Raw genomic sequence first — 388 nt, forward strand, 5'->3', positions numbered from 1 at the left:
ATGTCAGCAGCTCCGACAAGGAACTGCTGCGTAACCTGGAGCGCGACCTGAAGCTGACCGTTTTCGGTCAGGACCAGGCCATCGATTCGCTGTCCACGGCCATCAAGCTGTCGCGTGCTGGCCTCAAGGCACCTGACAAGCCAGTGGGTTCGTTCCTGTTTGCCGGCCCTACCGGCGTCGGCAAGACCGAAGCGGCCCGGCAATTGGCCAAGGCGCTGGGTGTGGAGCTGGTGCGCTTCGATATGTCCGAGTACATGGAGCGCCACACGGTTTCGCGGTTGATCGGTGCACCGCCCGGCTATGTCGGGTTCGACCAGGGTGGTCTGCTGACCGAGGCGATTACCAAGCAGCCGCACTGCGTGTTGCTGCTCGACGAAATCGAGAAGGC

General features: G+C 62.4%; 1 protein-coding gene. It reads left to right on the plus strand.

All coding sequences use genetic code 11. The annotated features are described in order from the left end of the window. On the plus strand, nt 1-388 hold a 388-nt coding region (locus tag QWI17_RS00785), incomplete at both ends, for an AAA family ATPase (protein WP_302720585.1).

Source organism: Gilvimarinus gilvus, assembly GCF_030518155.1.
GTDB lineage: Bacteria > Pseudomonadota > Gammaproteobacteria > Pseudomonadales > Cellvibrionaceae > Gilvimarinus > Gilvimarinus gilvus.